This window comes from Streptomyces sp. NPDC087859 (genome assembly GCF_044742595.1).
GTDB lineage: Bacteria > Actinomycetota > Actinomycetes > Streptomycetales > Streptomycetaceae > Streptomyces > Streptomyces canus_F.
The window spans coordinates 120,320-137,897 of sequence record NZ_JBIUUU010000003.1 but is presented as its reverse complement, the minus strand read 5'-3'; the positions used below and the strand labels follow the sequence as shown (position 1 = coordinate 137,897).

The 17,578-nt window shown below is 71.3% G+C and carries 16 protein-coding genes; 9 read left to right on the top strand and 7 right to left on the bottom strand.

Going from position 1 to position 17,578, the window contains the following annotated elements:
• Positions 1-60 precede the first annotated feature (60 nt).
• Complete coding sequence (map, locus tag ACIOHP_RS08005) at positions 61-918, bottom strand: type I methionyl aminopeptidase (RefSeq protein WP_401884358.1); 858 nt, start codon at positions 916-918, stop codon at positions 61-63.
• A gap of 58 nt (positions 919-976) precedes the next feature.
• Between map and ACIOHP_RS08000 the strand changes: the two genes are divergently transcribed.
• Complete coding sequence (locus ACIOHP_RS08000; RefSeq protein ID WP_361477282.1) at positions 977-1,204, top strand: hypothetical protein; 228 nt, start codon at positions 977-979, stop codon at positions 1,202-1,204.
• Here the strand turns inward: ACIOHP_RS08000 and ACIOHP_RS07995 are convergent, their stop codons facing one another.
• Both ACIOHP_RS07995 and ACIOHP_RS07990 read right to left on the bottom strand, forming a co-directional pair.
• Complete coding sequence (locus tag ACIOHP_RS07995) at positions 1,205-2,515, bottom strand: MFS transporter (protein WP_401884355.1); 1,311 nt, start codon at positions 2,513-2,515, stop codon at positions 1,205-1,207.
• Between the two features lie 257 nt (positions 2,516-2,772).
• Positions 2,773-3,375 (bottom strand): hypothetical protein, encoded by a 603-nt coding sequence (locus ACIOHP_RS07990; RefSeq protein ID WP_401884352.1) that lies wholly within the window; start codon positions 3,373-3,375, stop codon positions 2,773-2,775.
• A gap of 339 nt (positions 3,376-3,714) precedes the next feature.
• Here ACIOHP_RS07990 and npdG point away from each other — a divergent pair, with 339 nt between their 5' ends.
• Positions 3,715-4,419 carry an NADPH-dependent F420 reductase gene (gene npdG / locus ACIOHP_RS07985; RefSeq protein WP_327716735.1) on the top strand — a complete coding sequence of 235 codons (705 nt, stop codon included), beginning with the start codon at positions 3,715-3,717 and terminating at the stop codon, positions 4,417-4,419.
• Positions 4,420-4,480: 61 nt separating this feature from the next.
• The gene (locus ACIOHP_RS07980) at positions 4,481-4,660 is read left to right on the top strand and encodes a hypothetical protein (protein ID WP_361477268.1); all 180 of its coding nucleotides are present in this window, start codon (positions 4,481-4,483) and stop codon (positions 4,658-4,660) included.
• On the opposite strand, the gene ACIOHP_RS07975 is transcribed toward ACIOHP_RS07980, so the two are convergent.
• Positions 4,650-5,447, bottom strand: coding sequence for a site-2 protease family protein (locus ACIOHP_RS07975; protein WP_361477265.1), 798 nt, complete (start codon positions 5,445-5,447; stop codon positions 4,650-4,652). The genes ACIOHP_RS07980 and ACIOHP_RS07975 overlap by 11 nt on opposite strands.
• A gap of 104 nt (positions 5,448-5,551) precedes the next feature.
• Here ACIOHP_RS07975 and ACIOHP_RS07970 point away from each other — a divergent pair, with 104 nt between their 5' ends.
• Together ACIOHP_RS07970 and ACIOHP_RS07965 are read left to right on the top strand one after the other, a co-directional pair.
• Entirely contained in the window at positions 5,552-5,848 is a 297-nt protein-coding gene (locus ACIOHP_RS07970) for a DUF6578 domain-containing protein (protein ID WP_401884348.1), read from the top strand.
• Entirely contained in the window at positions 5,749-9,114 is a 3,366-nt protein-coding gene (locus tag ACIOHP_RS07965; RefSeq protein ID WP_401884343.1) for an AfsR/SARP family transcriptional regulator, read from the top strand. The genes ACIOHP_RS07970 and ACIOHP_RS07965 overlap by 100 nt, the downstream gene beginning before the upstream one ends.
• Positions 9,115-9,135: 21 nt before the next feature.
• Here the strand turns inward: ACIOHP_RS07965 and ACIOHP_RS07960 are convergent, their stop codons facing one another.
• From ACIOHP_RS07960 to panB, 3 genes are all read right to left on the bottom strand, one after another.
• Positions 9,136-9,966 (bottom strand): ABC transporter permease, encoded by an 831-nt coding sequence (locus ACIOHP_RS07960; RefSeq protein WP_401884341.1) that lies wholly within the window; start codon positions 9,964-9,966, stop codon positions 9,136-9,138.
• Positions 9,963-10,988 (bottom strand): ATP-binding cassette domain-containing protein, encoded by a 1,026-nt coding sequence (locus ACIOHP_RS07955; RefSeq protein ID WP_307031724.1) that lies wholly within the window; start codon positions 10,986-10,988, stop codon positions 9,963-9,965. The genes ACIOHP_RS07960 and ACIOHP_RS07955 overlap by 4 nt, the downstream gene beginning before the upstream one ends.
• Before the next feature lie 382 nt (positions 10,989-11,370).
• Entirely contained in the window at positions 11,371-12,237 is an 867-nt protein-coding gene (gene panB, locus ACIOHP_RS07950; protein WP_361477253.1) for a 3-methyl-2-oxobutanoate hydroxymethyltransferase, read from the bottom strand.
• 217 nt (positions 12,238-12,454) lie between these two features.
• On the opposite strand from panB, the gene ACIOHP_RS07945 reads away from it, so the two are divergent.
• From ACIOHP_RS07945 to ACIOHP_RS07930, 4 genes are all read left to right on the top strand, one after another.
• On the top strand, positions 12,455-14,050 hold the full coding sequence (locus tag ACIOHP_RS07945; RefSeq protein ID WP_401884337.1) for an MFS transporter: 1,596 nt from the start codon (positions 12,455-12,457) through the stop codon (positions 14,048-14,050).
• Between the two features lie 137 nt (positions 14,051-14,187).
• The gene (locus tag ACIOHP_RS07940; RefSeq protein WP_401884333.1) at positions 14,188-14,859 is read left to right on the top strand and encodes a TetR/AcrR family transcriptional regulator; all 672 of its coding nucleotides are present in this window, start codon (positions 14,188-14,190) and stop codon (positions 14,857-14,859) included.
• 187 nt (positions 14,860-15,046) lie between these two features.
• Positions 15,047-16,096, top strand: coding sequence for an endonuclease/exonuclease/phosphatase family protein (locus tag ACIOHP_RS07935; RefSeq protein WP_361538628.1), 1,050 nt, complete (start codon positions 15,047-15,049; stop codon positions 16,094-16,096).
• A gap of 86 nt (positions 16,097-16,182) precedes the next feature.
• On the top strand, positions 16,183-17,409 hold the full coding sequence (locus ACIOHP_RS07930; protein WP_401884331.1) for an MFS transporter: 1,227 nt from the start codon (positions 16,183-16,185) through the stop codon (positions 17,407-17,409).
• The last annotated feature ends 169 nt before the right edge of the window (positions 17,410-17,578 follow it).

Here is a 17,578-nt window from a genome sequence, read left to right as displayed (position 1 = left end):
TGTCGGTAAAAGCGTACAAGAAAAGACCCGCCCCCATCAGGGGACGGGCCCTCGGGCTTGCTACGGCAGCGTCAGGATCTCGGCGCCGCTCTCCGTCACCACCAGCGTGTGCTCGAACTGCGCCGTGCGCCTGCGGTCCTTCGTGACGACCGTCCAGCCGTCGTCCCACATGTCGTACTCGTGCGTCCCCAGCGTCAGCATCGGCTCGATCGTGAAGGTCATGCCGGGCTGGATGACCGTCGTCGCGTGCGGACTGTCGTAGTGCGGAATGATCAGCCCGGAGTGGAACGACGAGTTGATCCCGTGCCCCGTGAAGTCCCGCACCACCCCGTACCCGAAACGCTTGGCGTACGACTCGATGACCCGGCCGATGATGTTGATCTGCCGCCCCGGCCGGACCGCCTTGATCGCGCGCTCCAGCGACTCACGCGTCCGCTCGACCAGCAGCCGGCTCTCCTCGTCGACGTCCCCGACCAGGTACGTCGCGTTGTTGTCGCCGTGCACCCCGCCGATGTACGCCGTCACGTCGAGGTTGACGATGTCGCCGTCCCGCAGCACCGTCGAGTCCGGGATCCCGTGGCAGATCACCTCGTTGACACTGGTGCACAGCGACTTGGGGAAGCCGCGGTAGCCCAGCGTCGACGGGTAGGCGCCGTAGTCGCACATGTACTCGTGCGCCACCTTGTCCAGCTCGTCGGTGGTCACACCGGGGGCGATCAGCTTCGCCGCCTCCGCCATCGCCCGCGCGGCGATCCGGCCGGCGGTCCGCATCGCCTCGATGGTCTCCGGAGTCTGCACCTCCGGCCCGGTGTACGGCGTGGGCCCCGGCTTGCCGACGTACTCAGGACGACGGATGTTTCCGGGTACGGAACGGGTGGGGGACAGCTCCCCTGGTACAAGCAGCGACTGGCCAGACATGCCAGCGAGTCTAACGAGCCGCTGTGGGGGAACATGTCGGTGGCGAGAGGAGCTGGTCATGGCCCTGTTCAAGAAGCGCACGGTCGGTAAGCCGGGCGAGTGGTACTACTGCCTGGAGCACAAGAAGGTCGAGGAGGGGCCGGACTGCCCCGGCAAGGACCGTTTCGGGCCGTACGCCTCCCGGCAGGAGGCCGAGCACGCGATGGAGACCGCCCGCGAGCGCAACCTCGAGTGGGAGAACGACCCCAAGTGGCACGACGCCTCGGCCCGCGGCGACGACGACTGATCAGGCGCCCGTGGGTGCGGCGGCGGTCCGCTGCTTCCGCACCCGCGCCGCGTGCTCGTCCGTCCGCGCGTCGTACGTCATCAGCTTCGGCAGACACAGCGCCAGCAGGCCCACCGCGCCGGCGCACAGCAGACCGCCCGACCACACCGACGTCCGCACACCCCACCACGCGGCGAAACCGCCCGACCTGACCTGCCCCAGGGTCGGACCCACGGAGTACGACAGCAGCTCGATCCCCGCGAGCCGGCCCCGCAGCTCGTCCGGGATCGTCTGGTTCCACATGACCCCGCGGAAGATCCCGCTGACCATGTCGCAGCCCCCGGCCACGGTCAGGAACAGCAGCACCAGCCACAGGTTGCCGACGATCCCGGCCGCCGCGATCGCCACGCCCCACAACGCGGCCGACAGCACCACCATCCGGCCGTGCCGGTGGATCCGCGCCGTCCAGCCGCTCGTCACACTCACCAGCAGCGCCCCCAGCGGGACCGTCGCGTACATCAGACCCAGCGCCCACTCGGCGTCCAGCTCGTCCGCGAGGAACGGCAGCAGCGCCAGCGGCATCGCCAGGAACATCGCCGCGAGGTCGACCGCGTAGGTGCCGAGCAGCTCCTTGCGGCCCCAGGCGTACCGGGCGCCCTCGGCGATCGCCTTCAGCGACGGTTTCGCCGCCTCGTGCGCGGCCGGGGAGGAGGCGATCGGGATGATGAGCGCGACCGAGACCACGAAGGTGACCAGATCCGCCGCATACGCCCAGCCGAGCCCCGCGTACGCCACCACCACACCCGCCACCGCCGGGCCCGCGACCCCGCCGACCGTCCAGCGGAAGGTGTTGAGGGAGGCCGCGGCCGGCAGATGCTCATGGGCCACGATCCGCGGCCACAGCGAGTCCAGCGCGGGCCGCTGCACCGAGACGAGCGCGGAGGACAGGGCGGCGACGAGATACAGCGGCCACACCGCCGGGTTCGGCATCAGCGCGTTGACCAGCAGTACCGCGCTGAGCACACCCTGCCCGGCCTCGGTCCAGATGATCAGCCCGCGCTTGTCCAGGGCGTCGGCCAGCGCACCGCCGTACAACCCGAAGACGATCAGCGGAATCAACTCCACCGCACCGATCGCCCCCACCGCCGCCGCGGACTCCGTCAACTCCTTGATCTGCACCGGCAGCGCGACGAACGTCAGAAAGCTGCCGAAGTTCGAGACCAGCCCCGACACCCACAGCCGCCGAAAGTCGGCCGACGCCCGCCACGGGGTGAGATCGGGCAGGACGGAGCGGAGACGGGAGACAGGGGGAGCGGAGTCGTCATCGGTCACGACGGGCCATGGTCGGCCGCGGCGACGGGCGGGGGCAACCGAATTTCGGGGCGGGGAGCCGAGGGGCGAGGGAGCGAGTGCCGCACGGGCCTGCGCGAGATCTGTCGTGGCCCTGGTGCGGGTTGCGGGCCGGTGTCCCCGGGGCGTGCCGGGGCGGTCTCGCGGCGGGACCGACTCCTCGTGCCGCGCCGGTGACGGCCTTGCGCCGCGCGTCGGCGATCGCCTTTCCCCAACCGTGCGGACCAGCCCGCGCCGCCCTACCAGCGCGCCGGCGGCGGTGCCGTCAGGTGGTCTGTCAGGCGGGAGAGGCGGTCCCGGAAGCGGTGGCGGGTTCGTGGGGTCGGGAGGGCGTTCTCGCCCGCCGCCGCGCTCACCAGGTGCTGGACGGTGTCGAGGTCGAGGTCGGGGCTGTTCGGGACGGCGAGGGATTCATGGGCCATCGCCGCGAGGTCGCCGTCGCCGGGGCCGAGCGCCAGTACCGTCGCGCCGGCCCGGCGGGCGTCGTGCACACGCTCCAGGAACGGGGCGTCCGGGACCGCCGGGGACACCACCAGCAGCGTCTCCCCGCGCCGCGCCGCCGCCAACCGCCCCAGGCCGACGGCCAGATGGGCCGGGTCCGAGGGCTGCGCCTCATGCCGTACGAGCGTGGGAGCCAGCTCCGGTGTGCCCGACCAGGCCGCCTCGTCCACCAGATGGGCCGCCAGATGCCACGGCTCGTACTCCGGCGTGCCGACCAGCAGCAGGCCGCCTCCGTGCGAGACCACCGAGCCGCGCAGCACCCCGGCGAACCTCCGGGTCGCCCCCAACCACTCGGTCCCGGCGAGCACTTCGCGCAACAACGCGACACGTACGGCGTCCATGTGGCCGCATCCTGCCGCAAGCGGCCACCCTTGACCCGGAGTTCACCACGAATTCGCCCGAACCGGGCATGAGGAACGACCTGCGACCAGGAGCCTTCGACACCGGCAGCGGCTCCCCGGCAACCGCGCCTTGATGGCGATCCGCACCCGCACCGGCAGCGGCTACGACAGGGCATGCCCGCCGCACGGCCGACGCCCCTCGCGGCCTGCTCCGACCTGGTTCGCGGCGGCTCCGGCACCGGCGACTTCGGCGCCCGTGAGCGGATCACTTCCGACGGGTGCCCGTGACGCGGCTCACCTGACCGGACGGCGCCCGCGGGGCGCACGTAAAGTCGGCCCATGACCTCTACCGACAGTGCACAGAAGGCCCCCGCGAAGGACCCCTGGGACCTTCCCGACGTCTCCGGGCTCGTCGTCGGCGTGCTCGGCGGGACCGGCCCCCAGGGCAAGGGCCTCGCCTACCGGCTCGCCAAGGCCGGCCAGAAGGTGATCATCGGCTCGCGCGCCGCCGACCGCGCCCAGGCCGCCGCCGACGAACTCGGGCACGGCGTCGAGGGCGCCGACAACGCCGAGACGGCCCGCCGCAGCGACATCGTGATCGTTGCCGTGCCCTGGGACGGCCACGGCAAGACCCTGGAGTCGCTGCGCGAGGAACTGGCCGGGAAGCTGGTCGTCGACTGCGTCAACCCGCTCGGCTTCGACAAGCAGGGCGCCTACGCCCTGAAGCCCGAGGAGGGCAGCGCCGCCCAGCAGGCCGCCGCCCTGCTGCCGGACTCCCGCGTCACCGCCGCCTTCCACCACCTCTCGGCGGTCCTCCTGGAGGACCCGGAGATCGACGAGATCGACACCGACGTGATGGTCCTCGGCGAGGCACGGGCCGACGTCGAGATCGTCCAGGCCCTGGCCGGCCGCATCCCCGGCATGCGCGGCATCTTCGCGGGACGCCTGCGCAACGCCCACCAGGTCGAGTCGCTGGTCGCCAACCTGATCTCCGTGAACCGCCGGTACAAGGCGCACGCGGGTCTGCGCGTCACGGACGTATGAGCCGATGGGGGACACTGGACGACGACGTCACCAGTGTCCCCCCGACAGGAGAGCCGCTCCCATGCCCCGCCTCGCCCTCTACGCCCTGATCGTCTGTCTTCTCGCCGTGGCGGCGGCGGTCGTGTCCTTCTCCCGGGGCAGCTTCCTGGGGATCGTGTGGGTGCTGATCGTGGGGCTGTCCAGCAACATGTGCTGGTACTACGTGAAGCGTGCCAAGGCGGAGAAGTCCGTCAGCCGCTGACCGAGCAGAAGTCGCTGGTCTGCCAGAAGCGGTAGAGGTCCTGACCGCAGTACGTCTCGAAGTCGTTGATTCCGAGCGAGGCCAGGATCGAGTCGATCACGTCGAAGAACGCGCTGTTGACCGCCGGCACCCACAGCAGCGCGAAGACGAACAGCAGGCCGAACGGCGCGAACGGCTCCACCTGGCGCTTGATCTTGTACGACAGCCAGGGCTCGATGACGCCATAGCCGTCCAGGCCCGGGATCGGCAGGAAGTTCAGGATCGCGGCCGTCACCTGGAGCAGGGCGAGGAAGGCCAGCGCGAACCGGAAGTCCGCGGGCACCCCGTCGAGCGCGTCCAGCCAGAACGGGGCCGTGCACACGATCGCGAACAGCACATTGGTGAGCGGCCCGGCCGCCGAGATCAGACTGTGCTTCCAGCGCCCCCGGATCCGGCCGCGCTCGATGAAGACGGCGCCGCCGGGCAGGCCGATCCCGCCCATGATCACGAAGAGGACGGGGAGGACGATGCTGAGCAGCGCATGGGTGTATTTCAAAGGATTGAGCGTGAGGTAACCCTTCGAACCCACGGTGATGTCACCGCTGTGCAGGGCGGTACGCGCGTGTGCGTACTCGTGCAGACACAGGGACACGATCCAGGCGGCCGTCACGAACAGGAACACGGCCACGCCGGGCTGCTCGGCGAACCCGGTCCAAGTCGCCCAGCCGGTCACCGCGGTGACGGCCAGGATGCCCACGAAGACAGGGCTGATCCGCCGGTCGCTGTTGCGGGCGGCTGTGGTGGTCATGGGGTTCCCCCGACTCTCGTACACGCTCTGGGACTGCCCGACCGTACCGGGCGTACGACGAAAACGTCTCGCGGTACCTCATCGGTTCCGGAGAAGGTGGGGCCATGGGGCTTTGGCACGTGTTCTATGAGGACCGGCAGATGGAGTGCCGCGGCACGCCCTTCTCGGTGGGGGCCGCCGTGACCCTTGAGGTACCCGGACACGGTGCGCGGCCGGCCCGTCTGATCCGTCGCCCGCCGGAACCGACACGGCGCCCGCCCCCGCCCGATCCCCGTGACCGCCCCCGAACCCACCAGAGACAATGGATCCCGTGCGCTATCGCATCCTCGGCACCACCCAGGTACTCCGTCCCGACGGCACCCCGCTCCCGGTCGGCGGCGCGCGGCTGCGTGCGCTGCTGACCGTGCTCGCGCTGCGGCCCGGCCGTACGGTCGCCGTGAGCCTGCTGGTCGACGAGGTGTGGGACGGTGACCCGCCCGCCGACGCGCCGGGCGCGGTGCAGGCACTGGTGGGCCGGCTGCGGCGGGCCCTCGGCGCGGACGCGGTCGCCTCCGCGGACGGCGGCTACCGGCTCGTCGCCGCGCCCGACGACATCGACCTGCACCGCTTCGACCGGCTGGCCGGCGAGGGCACGCGCGCGCTCGCCGACGGCGACCCCGCGAAGGCGGCCGGCGTCCTCGACGACGCCCTGGCCCTGTGGCGCGGCCCCGTCCTCGCCGACCTGCCCGACCGCACCGCCGAGGCGGCCCGCTGGGAGGCCCGGCGCCTGGACGCCCTGCGCGCCCGTCACGCCGCCGCCCTCGCCCTCGGCCAGGCCGAGCAGTCCCTCCCCGAGCTGACCGCGTTGTGCGACAGTCACCCGCTGGACGAGCTCCTCCAGTCCCTGCGTCTGCGCGCCCTCCGCGACGCCGGCCGTACGGCCGAGGCGCTGGCGGCCTACGAGGACGTACGACGCGTGCTGGCCGAGCAGCTGGGGGCGGATCCGGGGCCGGAACTCCGGGCGCTGCACGGGGAGTTGCTGCGACCGGGGGTGCCGGGCGGGCGGGGTCCGGGTGCGGCGGGCCGGGCCGCTTCCGCGGCAGGCGTCGACAGCGACCCGGACTCGCGGGTCCCGTCGGCAGAGCACGCGCCCACGGGCGCCGGGCCCGCCGTACTCGGCAACCTCCGCGCCCGCCTCACCTCCTTCGTCGGCCGTGAGACCGACATCGAGGCGATCCGCGGTGACCTCGCGGCGGCGCGGCTCGTGACCCTGCTCGGGCCCGGGGGCGCGGGGAAGACGCGGTTGTCGCAGGAGGCGGCCGAGACCGTGCGGTACGCCGCGAAGGACGGGGTATGGCTGGCCGAGCTCGCCCCGGTCGACGATCCGGCGGGGGTACCGGAGGCCGTGCTGACCGCCGTCGGCGCCCGGGAGACCGTGCTGTACGGCGCGGGCGCGGAGGCGATGCGAGCCGGGAACGAGCGGCACGCCGACCCCGTCGAACGGCTCGCGGAGCACTGCGGCAAGCGCCGGATGCTGCTGATCCTCGACAACTGCGAGCATGTCGTCGACGCCGCCGCTCGCCTCGTGGAGGAGCTGCTGGCGCGCTGCCCGCAGCTGACGGTGCTGGCCACCAGTCGTGAACCGCTGGGCGTACCGGGGGAGTTGCTGCGGCCCGTGGAACCGCTGCCCGAGCCCGTCGCGCTGCGGTTGCTCGCCGACCGCGGGGCCGCGGCCCGGCCCGGGTTCCGGGTCGAGGCCGACGAGGAGACCGCCGCGGCCTGTGCCGAGATCTGCCGTCGGCTGGACGGACTGCCCCTCGCCATCGAGCTCGCGGCCGCCCGGCTGCGTATGTTGACGCCACGTCAGATCGCCGACCGGCTCGACGACCGCTTCCGGCTGCTCACCTCCGGCAGCCGTACCGTCCTGCCCCGGCAGCAGACCCTGCGGGCCGTCGTCGACTGGTCCTGGGAACTGCTCGTCGAGGACGAACGGGACGTCCTGCGGCGGCTGTCGGTCTTCGCCGGCGGCTGCGACCTGGCCGCCGCCGAGGCCGTCTGCGGTCCCGTCGCGCTGGAGGCGCTGGGCTCGCTCGTCGACAAGTCCCTGGTGGTCGCCGCACCTTCGGGCGAGGGCGGCGAGATGCGCTACCGGCTCCTCGAGACCGTCGCCGAGTACGCGGGTGAACGGCTCGACGAGACCGGCCGGCGCGGGGAGGCGGAGCGTGCGCATCTGACGTACTACCGCGAACTCGCCCGCACCACCGACCCGTTGCTCCGCGGGCCGAGTCAACTCCTCGCCATCGAACGGCTGGAGCGCGAGTACGAGAACCTGCGCACCGCCCTGCGGCACGCCATCGCCGAGCGCGACGAGCAGGAGGCGCTCTGTCTGGGGCTGTCGCTGGCCTGGTACTGGCAGCTGCGTGACGTCCGTATCGAGGCCCGCAACTGGTACAGCGAGATCATGGCCCTCGGCCCCGACCCGTTCACCGAGCCGGTGCGCCGCGCGGCCCCCGTCCACCAGCGCTGCACCGACGCCCCGCCCCCGCTGACCGGCGAACTCCTCGCCGAGGCCCGGCGCGGTATCCACCTCTCCCATCTGGCCTGCATGGACACGGAGTTGGACGCCTGGGAGACCCCGCAGGCCAAGGAGAAGCTGCGCATCATCACCGAGGTCTACGAACCGGGCCTGCCGCAGGTCTGCCGTCCCCCGGGCATGCTCTGGTTCTACGCCGTGATGCTGAGCGGCGGCGCGGAGCGGCTGGCCGGGATCCTCGACGCCGCCGTCCGCACCTGCCGTGCGACGCCCGGGACCGAGTGGGAGCTCGCCGGCACCCTCCAGATCCGCGCCAACATCCTCGCCAACCGGGCCGACTGGGCGGGCGACGCGGCGCGCGACGCCGACGAGGCGCTGGAGATCTTCCAGGCCCTCGGGGACGCGTGGGGCACCGCGGAGGCACTGTCCGCGCGCGGTGAGGCCCGGGAGCGCGCGGGCGCCTGGCTGGAGGCCGCCGCCGATTACGAGGCGGCCATGGAGCAGGCCGACCGGCTCGGCGCCCGCGCCCAGAACGCGGTGCTCCGCGCCCGGCTCGGCAGCGCGCTCATGGAGGCGGGTCAGAGCGAGCGGGCCGAGCGGATCCTGCGGGAGGTGATCGCCCAGCAGGAGGGCGGGGTCAACGGGGCCCTGCCCGCCGCTCGGATGTTCCTCGCCGCGCATCTCTCCTTCACCGGCCGGACCCTGGAGGCGCGCGAGCAACTGCGGCTGCTGCGCGAGGAGTTCAACATCGCCCACTTCGTCGTCTTCGACGCGTTCATCCTCGGCTCGGAGGCCTGGATGGAGGCGGCGGACGGCTGCTACGAGGCCTGTCTGGACAAGGCCCGGCAGGCCCTGGACAAGGCCGACGACCCGCTGTCCGAGGCCATCGCCCCGTACATGCGACCGCTGTACCTGTCGATCGCGGCGATCGCCCTGGCCGCCCCCGACGGTGCGAACAGGCCCGAGGACGCGGCCCGTGTCCTCGGGACCGCGCGCGCGATGCTGCCGTCCGGCCATGTCGCGACCTCCATCGAACGCGAGACGTACGACCGGGCCGAGCGTCACGCGCGCGCCGCGCTCGGCGACGAGGCGTTCGAGGCGGCGCACGCGGAGGGCGGCGGCCTCTCCCCCACGGAGGCCACCGCCCTGATCTGACGCGCACCGGCGAAGCGGATGTCAGCTCTTGGTCTTGAACTTGTGGATGGCGACCGGCGCCATGACCGCCGTGATCGCCACCGACCAGGCGAGCGTCACCCACAGGTCGTGGGCGACCGGGCCGCCCACCATCAGTCCGCGCGCCGCGTCCGCGAGCGTGGACAGCGGGTTGTAGTCGGTGAAGGCCTGGAGCCAGCCCGGCATGGAGCCGGTCGGCGCGAAGATCGACGAGCCGAACTGCAGCGGGAACAGCACCAGGAAGCCCATGGCCTGCACGGACTGCGCGCTCTTCATGATCACGCCCAGGGTGAGGAACACCCACATGATCGACGAGGCGAACGCCGTGGACAGGGCCACGGTCGCGAGCAGCCCGGTCCAGCTGGTGATGTCGAACCCGACCAGGACGGCGACGATCATCAGGACGGCGGTCGCGAACAGCATCCGGATCAGTTCGACGGAGATCTTCGCGAAGAGCACCGAGCCGCGTCCGATCGGCAGGGACCGGAAGCGGTCCATGACACCGGAGTTGAAGTCCTGGCTGAAGCCGGTGCCGACGCCCTGAGAGAGCGTCATGCTCATCATCGCGATCATGCCGGGGATGACGTACTGCACGTACTGGTCCTGCCCGCCGCCCAGCGCCTGCCCGATCGAGCCGCCGAAGACGAACACGAACAGCAGCGTGAAGATGACCGGCATCAGCACCGCGTCGGCCATCGACTCCGGGTCCTGGCGGATCCAGAGCAGATTGCGGCGGATGAGGGCGCTGGTGTGCCGCAGATGCCCGCGCAGCGGAATGCGGACGTCCTCGGAGGGGGAGACGGCGACGGGTGTGGTGACGGTGGCGGCGCTCATACGGCGACCTCCTCGCGGTCGTCGGCGGGCACGGCGTCCTGCGGGGCGCTCGCGCGGTGGCCGGTGAGGGACAGGAACACCTCGTCCAGGCTGGGGAGTTCGGTGGTGATGGAGGAGATCGTGACGCCGCGCGCGGTGACCGCGCCGACCACCGCGGTCAGCTGCTCGTCGCTGAGGATCGGCACCAGGAGGGAGCCGGCGTCGGGGTCCACGGTGGTGGTGGCGAGGCCGGTGATGCCGAGGCCGTCGAGGTAGGAGGCGAGCGGCCGCAGTTGCAGCGGGTCCACGGGCCGTACCCGCAGGGTCCGCCCGCCGACCTTGGCCTTCAGCTCCTCGATGCCGCCGCCGGCGATGACCTTGCCGCGGTCGACGACGGTGAGCTCGTCGGCCAGCTGCTCGGCCTCCTCCATGTACTGCGTGGTGAGCAGGACGGTGACCCCGTCCCCGACCATCCGCTTGACCTCGTCCCACACCTCGTTGCGGGTACGGGGGTCGAGGCCGGTGGTCGGCTCGTCGAGGAAGAGGACCGCGGGCTGTCCGATCATGGACGCGGCGAGGTCGAGCCGTCGCCGCATACCGCCGGAGTACGTGCTCGCCGGCCGCTTGGCGGCCTCGGTGAGCGAGAAGCGCTCCAGCAGTTCGTCGGCCCTGCGGCGGGCCTCCTTGCGGGGCAGGTCGAGCAGCCGCCCGATCATGTACAGGTTCTCCCAGCCGGGGAGCTTCTCGTCGACGGAGGCGTACTGGCCGGTGAGGCCGATGACCCTCCGCAGCTGGCGGGGCTGCCGTACGACGTCGTAGCCGGCGACGGTGGCCTGTCCGGCGTTCGGGGCGAGAAGGGTGGACAGGATGCGGACGAGGGTGGTCTTCCCGGCACCGTTGGGCCCGAGCACCCCCATCACGGTCCCCTCCCGCACATCCAGGTCCACACCGTCCAGCGCCTTGGTGTCGCCGTAGTGCTTCACCAGCCCCCGCACGGTTACGGCGATGTCGGCGCCGTTGGGGTTCTTGTCGATTCGCGTCATGGGGAAGACGGTGTCAGCCCCGACCGACAGACCACCGACAAGTCACCGACACCACCGACAGCCGACCGACAAGCGGTTCTCGCCCCCGCCGCCCCTACCCGTCCCGTCCTCCAGGGGCTGCCGCCCCTTCGACCCCGCTCCCAGGGGGCGCTGCCCCCTGGACCCCCGCTCCTCAAGCGCCGGAAGGGCTGGATTTGCTAGCGCCGGTCCAGGTATTCCAGCCCGTCCGGCGTTTGAGGACGAGGCCCGTTCAGGGCCGAAGCGGGGGGCTGGGGGCGCAGTCCCCAGGGACGGGACGGGTAGGGGCGGCGGGGGCGAGAAAAAACGGCAGCAGCCCGCCGGCGGGGGAAGATCGGCGGGCTGCTTTGGTGCCACAGTGGCTCTAGTGGACGCTGTGCTCCTCCAGCGGGAAGGTGCCTCCCACCACGTCCTCCGCGAACGCCTTCGCCGCGTTGCCCATGACCTCGCGCAGGTCGGCGTACTGCTTCACGAACTTCGGGACCCGGCCGGGCGTGAGGCCCAGCATGTCGGTCCACACCAGGACCTGCGCGTCCGTCTCCGCCCCGGCGCCGATGCCGACGGTCGGGATGTGCAGCGACCGGGTCACCTCGGCCGCCAGCTCGGCGGGGACCAGTTCGAGGACGACCGCGAACGCGCCCGCGTCCTGCACGGCCTTGGCGTCACGCAGCAGCTGCGCGGCCGCCTCCTCGCCACGGCCCTGGACGCGGTAGCCCATGGCGTTGACGGACTGCGGGGTCAGGCCGATGTGCGCCATCACCGGGATGCCGGCCTCGACCAGCAGCCGGATCTGCTCGTAGGACCGCTCGCCGCCCTCCAGCTTGACCGCGCCGGCCCCGGCGTCCTTGATCAGCCGGGTGGCGGACCGGAGCGCCTGTACGGGGCCCTCCTGGTACGAGCCGAAGGGGAGGTCGGCGACGATCAGGGCACGGGAGGTGCCGCGGACCACGGCCGCCGAGAGCATCGTCATCTGGTCGAGGGTGACGGGCACGGTCGACTCGTACCCGAGGTGGCAGTTGCCCGCGGAGTCGCCGACGAGCATGACCGGGATGCCGGCCTCGTCGAAGACGGACGCGGTCATCGCGTCGTACGCGGTGAGCATGGGCCACTTCTCGCCCCGCTCCTTGGCGAGAGCGATGTCGCGCACAGTGATACGGCGTGTGCCCTTCCCCCCGTACAGCGCTTTGCTGCCGTCGGAGGGCTTCGTCTGGGCAGCCGAGAGCTGCGTCATGGAACTGCTCCTAACACGTCATCTCGAGGCGCCCTCACGGCGTCCCCGGATCACCTCCATGGTGGCACTTCGTGTCACGCTCGGCCAGAGGGGGGCGGGGGACTTGGGTCACGCCTCGAGCGACGTAAGTCCGGGGGCCTAGGGCTGTTCTTAAGGTCTCCGTAAAGAATTCCAATACGAGACGGTTCCGTATCGAAATAGGTCTAGGGTCGAGCGTATGACTTCTCCTGCCGACCCTGCCCTCCCCGGCTCCCGCATCCCGGAAGCCGTGCACCGGCGCCGCTGGGCGATCCTCGGCGTGCTGATGCTGAGCCTGTTGATCGTGGTGCTCGACAACTCGATCCTGAACGTCGCGATCAAGACGATCTCGACCCCCGCCCCCACCGGCCTGGGCGCCACCCAGAGCGAGCTGGAGTGGGCGATCAACGCCTACACCCTCGTCTTCGCGGGGCTCCTCTTCAGCGCCGGTCTGCTGGGAGACCGGCTCGGACGCAAGAGGGTGCTCCTCGGCGGGCTCGCCGTGTTCGGTCTCGGGTCCGCCCTCGCCGCCACCGCCGGGTCGCCGACCGAGCTGATCGCGTTCCGCGCGGTGATGGGCCTCGGCGCCGCCTTCGTGATGCCCGCCACCCTCGCGGTGCTCATGAACGTCTTCGAGCGCGAGGAGCAGCCCAAGGCCATCGGTATCTGGGCCGGTGGTGTCGGGCTCGCCATCGCCATCGGGCCGATCACCGGCGGTGTGCTGCTGGACCACTTCTGGTGGGGGTCCGTCTTCCTCATCAACGTGCCGATCGTGATCCTCGCCGTCGCGCTGATGATCTGGCTCGTGCCCGACTCCCGGGACCCGAACCCCGGCCGTATCGACCCGATCGGTGTCGTGCTGTCCGTCGTGGGCCTGGTCCTGCTGGTCTACGGCATCATCAAGGGCGGCCAGCTCGCGGACTTCACGGACGCGACGGTGCTGTCGACGATCGGCGCGGGTCTCGCCGTACTCGTCGCCTTCGTCGTCTTCGAGAAGCGCAGCAGCCATCCGTCCATCGACGTGACGTACTTCAAGAACAAGGTCTTCTCCGCCGCGATCGCCGCCATCGCGCTGGTCTTCTTCGCGCTGATGGGCGTGACCTTCTTCTCGGTGTTCTACACCCAGAGCGTGCGCGGGTACTCGCCGCTGGAGACCGGTCTGCTGATGCTGCCGCTGGCCGCCGCCCAGATGATCTTCGCGCCAAGGGCCCGGCTGGTCGTCGACCGGTTCGGCAACAAGGCCACCACCACGGCCGGACTGCTCGTCATCGCCGCGACGCTCGCCGCGTTCGCCGGGTTCGAGGCGGACACGCCGATCTGGATCCTGGAGGTCGTGTTCTTCCTGATGGGGGCCGGCATGGCGCACATCATGACCCCGGTGAGCGTCGTCATCATGCAGGCCCTGCCCCGTGAGAAGGCCGGCTCCGCCTCCGCCCTCAGCAACACCTTCCGCCAGGTCGGCGGCGCCCTCGGTATCGCCGTCCTCGGCTCGGTGCTGTCCACGGCGTACCGCAACGGCATCGAGGACAAGCTCGGCCTCCTCCCGGCCGGGCTGCGCCACACCGCGGGCGAGTCCATCGAGGCCACCCTCGGCGTCGCCGACAAGCTCGGCCCCCGGGGCGACGCGCTCATCGGTCCCGCCCACGACGCCTTCCTCCACGCCATGCACGTCACCGCCCTGTGGGGAGCGGGCGTCGCGGTGGTCGGCGCGATCGTGGTCGCCGTGTTCCTGCCGGGCAGGCCGCCGGCCGCCCAGAAGGACGAGGAGGGGCGGAAGTTGGTGGCGGCGGAGTAGGAGGTGCCCCTCCGGGTGCCGTTCCCGGTTCTCCCGGTCGCCGCTTCGGTCGTCCGGCAGGTGCGACCCTGGCCGGCTCCCCGGTGCGGCACCCGGCGGGGGACAATCGTCCCAGGACACAGAAGGGATCCAGCGACGTGAGCAGCCCCGCCGAAGGTCAGCCCCGCCAAGCGGGCCCCGTACGGGGTCGGCCCCGCAGCGAGGCCGTGGAGCGTGCCATCGTCGAGGGTGTGATGAAGCTGCTGGAGGAGGGTGTGCCGCTCGCGGAGCTGTCCATCGAGCGCATCGCCCGTACCGCCGGCGTCGGGAAAGCGACCATCTACCGCCGCTGGAGCGGCAAGGAGGAGCTCTTCGTCGATGTCGTCCGCAGCGCCGAACCCCCGGATCCCGAACTCCCCGGCACCTCCATGCGCGACGACCTCGTCGTCCTCCTGGAGTCGCTGCGGCAGCGCGGACTGGTCAGCCGTTCCTCGGTGATCCTGCACAACGTGCACGCCCAGATGAAGAGCAGCCCGAAGCTCTGGGAGGCGTACCACAACCTCGTCATCGCGCCCCGGCGCAGGCTCGGTATGGAGGTCCTGCTGCGGGGGCAGGTGAACGGCGAACTGCGCGAGGACGTCGACATCGAACTGCTCAACGACATCTTCGTGGGCCCCATGTTGCTGCGTTCCGTCATGCGCCCCGACGCCGACCTCCCGGACGGTCTGTCCGAACGGATCGTCGACACGCTCCTCGAAGGACTGAGCCCCTTCGACCCGGAGGACCTACGGCCCGTCAGCTCACCGACCGTCAGTTCGACTGCGTCGTAGCCCTACTGTGCGCGTTTCGTCACAGAGGGCGCTTTCTGCCTCCGTGCGCGGAACTGGCGGCACCGACTTGTTCGTGCTCGTACGGGTACGGCCGTCATCGGACGGCGAGAACAGAACCGATCATCCCCTAGGGTCTTGAGACACGGGGGGACGGACGGATGCACGGCGGTCAGTGAGGCGACGCGGTATGGCGCAGCAGGCGTACATGGAGGAGACGGACAACGGTGGCTCGGGACCCGAGCGCCAGAGCTCCAGGTTCCGGCGCCTGCTCGAACGGCTGCTCACCGGATGGCGAGGCGACCCGAGAATCTGGCGCCGCGGCCTGGTCGTCGCCGCGCTGGCGCTGGTCCTCGCGTTGGTGATGCTGGTGCACTCGCGCATCCCCAACCGCATCGGCAACCTCGGCAGCCTGATCGAGACCTTCCTGCCCTGGCTGGGCCTCTTCGTGCCGGTGCTGCTGATCCTCGGCGTCGTACGCAAGTCGGTGACCGCCCTGATCGCCGTGCTACTCCCGGCGGTCGTCTGGCTCAACCTCTTCGGCGGTCTGCTCACCGACAAGACCGGCTCCGGCGGCGATCTCACGGTGGCCACGCACAACGTCAACGCCGACAACCCCGACCCGTCCGGCACCGCCCGTGACGTGGCCGCGTCCGGGGCGGACGTGGTGGCGCTGGAGGAGCTGACCGCGGGGGCGGTGCCGACGTACGAGAAGGCGCTGGCGGCGACGTACAAATACCACTCGGTGCAGGGCACCGTCGGGCTGTGGAGCAAGTACCCGCTGACCGCGGTCCGGCCCGTCGACATCAAGCTGGGCTGGACGCGCGCCATGCGCGCCACGGTGGCCACCCCCGAGGGCCAGCTCGCGGTCTACGTCGCCCACCTGCCGTCGGTCCGCGTGAAGATGGAGGCCGGGTTCACGGCCCGGCAGCGCGACAAGAGCGCCGACGCGCTCGGTGAGGCCATCGCCGACGAGCCGTTGCAGCGGATCGTGCTGCTCGGCGACCTCAACGGCACGATGAACGACCGCGCCCTGAACGCCGTCACCTCCCAGATGCGCTCCACGCAGGGCGCGGCCGGCAGCGGGTTCGGGTTCAGCTGGCCGGCGTCGTTCCCGATGGCGCGGATCGACCAGATCCTGGTGAAGGGTGTCGAGCCGGAGAGCTCCTGGACGCTGCCGGAGACGGGGAGCGACCACCTTCCGCTGGCTGCCCGTGTGAAGGTCGACACGTCTTCCTGACCGCATGGAATACTGAGCCCGAGAGGCTTTGTTCCGCAGATGAACATAAGCACCGCGGAACTACCTTCGAAAGGCACAGGCACTTCATGCCCCTGGCCCTGCTCGCCCTGGCCGTCGGCGCCTTCGGCATCGGCACCACCGAGTTCGTGATGATGGGGCTGCTGCCCGAGGTCGCGGACGATCTCCACATCGCCATCCCCACCGCCGGACACCTGGTCTCGGCGTACGCCCTGGGCGTCGTGATCGGCGCCCCGCTGCTGGCCGCCGTGACCGCCAGGATGTCCCGTCGTACGGTCCTGATCGGGCTGATGGCGCTGTTCATCGTCGGCAACGCGGCCTCCGCCTTCGCCCCCGACTACCACTGGCTGCTCGCCGCCCGGTTCCTGAGCGGTCTGCCGCACGGTGCCTTCTTCGGTGTCGGTGCCGTCGTCGCCACGAGCATGGTCGCGCCGGAGCGCAAGGCACGGTCCGTGTCCCTGATGTTCCTCGGTCTCACCGTCGCCAACGTCGCCGGCGTGCCCGTCGCCACGCTCATGGGGCAGCACCTCGGGTGGCGGGCCACGTTCCTCGGTGTCAGCGCGATCGGGCTGGCCGCGATCGCGGCCCTGGCCTCGCTGATCCCGCACGACCGGGTGGTCGCGGGCTCCGGTGCCGGGCTGCGTGGCGAGCTCGCGGCGCTGAAGTCGCTTCCCGTCTGGCTGGCGCTCGGTACGACCGTCGCGGGCTTCGGGGCGCTGTTCGCCGCGTACAGCTACGTCACGCCGATGCTCACCGACTCCGCCGGGTTCGCCGACGGGAGTGTGACGCTGCTGCTCGCGCTGTTCGGGGTCGGGGCGACGGTGGGGAACCTCGTGGGCGGGCGGCTGGCCGATCACGCGATGCGGGGGACGTTGTTCGGGGGGCTGGTCTCGTTGGTTGTGGTGCTGGCCCTGTTCCCGGTTCTGATGGGTGCGCAGTGGAGTGCCGGGGTGGCCGTGGTGCTGCTCGGCGTGGCCGCCTTTGTCACGGGGTCGCCGCTTCAGCTGATGGTCATGGAGAAGGCCTCGTCGGCGCCGTCCTTGGCCTCCTCCGCCAATCAGGCCGCCTTCAACCTGGCGAACGCCGGGGGTGCGTGGATCGGGGGGCTCGCGTTGGCCGCGGGCTTCGGGGTGACGTCTCCGGCGGTCGCGGGTGCGGTGCTCGCGGTGCTGGGGCTGGTGGTGGCTGGGGCCGCATCTGTCGTGGATCGGCGGCGGGTGGTTGTGTCGGAGAGTGGGCGGGAGCGGGTGGTTGCGTCTCACCTGCCTGAGCGGGGGGACGCTGTGCGGGTCTGAGTGCGGGCGCGGTTCGTATGCCTGCGGCGGCCCGTGGCGGCTGCGGTGGGGGCGTGCGTTGCGCACTACTCGTCGTTGGGGGTCGGTGCCGCACCGGGGGGTGTCCGTCCTCGGTCGGGCGGTGCTGTCCTTCTGGGGATGTGCGCTTGGTTGGTCGCCCGACGCTGCG